Source organism: Flavobacterium maritimum (genome assembly GCF_040049085.1).
Taxonomy (GTDB): Bacteria; Bacteroidota; Bacteroidia; order Flavobacteriales; family Flavobacteriaceae; genus Flavobacterium; species Flavobacterium maritimum.
This window is the reverse complement of sequence record NZ_JBDLZY010000033.1, coordinates 1-562: the sequence shown is the minus strand read 5'-3', so window position 1 is coordinate 562 and position 562 is coordinate 1. Positions and strand designations below refer to the sequence as shown.

2 protein-coding genes are annotated in these 562 nt (G+C 34.3%); both read right to left on the bottom strand.

Annotation, left to right across the window (positions count from 1 at the left end; translation table 11 throughout):
• Positions 1 to 306, bottom strand: a 306-nt coding sequence (locus ABEB23_RS18155; protein WP_438861682.1) for a F0F1 ATP synthase subunit B family protein, incomplete at its 3' end; no start/stop codon positions are given.
• 87 nt (positions 307 to 393) lie between these two features.
• On the bottom strand, positions 394 to 562 hold a 169-nt coding region (gene atpE, locus ABEB23_RS18150), incomplete at its 5' end, for an ATP synthase F0 subunit C (RefSeq protein ID WP_348814129.1).

Sequence of the window (562 nt, the reverse complement as noted above, 5' to 3'; positions counted from 1 at the left end):
TTCCTGCGCCTCGTTTTTAGAATCAGCAATCATCTTCTCTCTCATCTCGCGAGCTTCTTTTAACATCGCGTCACGTTCTGCACGAGCTTCATTCAAGATTCTTTGATTATCTGCTTGCAAGTTTTCCATTTCTCTTTTTGCGTTTTCAGCAGACAGCAATGCATTTTTAATACCCTCTTCTCTTGCAGTAATAGATTCCATAATTGGTTTCCAAGCAAATTTTACCAAAAGCAAAATTAATATTACCAAGATTAAAGCTTGCCAAAAGAATAAACCGAATGAAAAATCGTTAATTAACTTATCCATTTTATAACTATATTAAATATTTAATTTCTTTTTTAAAAGTAACAACATCTCTAACCAACCGTTAAAGATGCTGTTATTTATTCTTTATTATTTTCCTAAGATTAAAGCAGCAAATGCTAAACCTTCTAATAAAGCAGCGATAATAATCATCGCAGTTTGGATTTTACCAGCAGCTTCTGGCTGACGAGCAATAGCGTCCATAGCAGATCCACCGATTTTACCTAAACCTAAACCTGCACCGATTACTACTAAACCA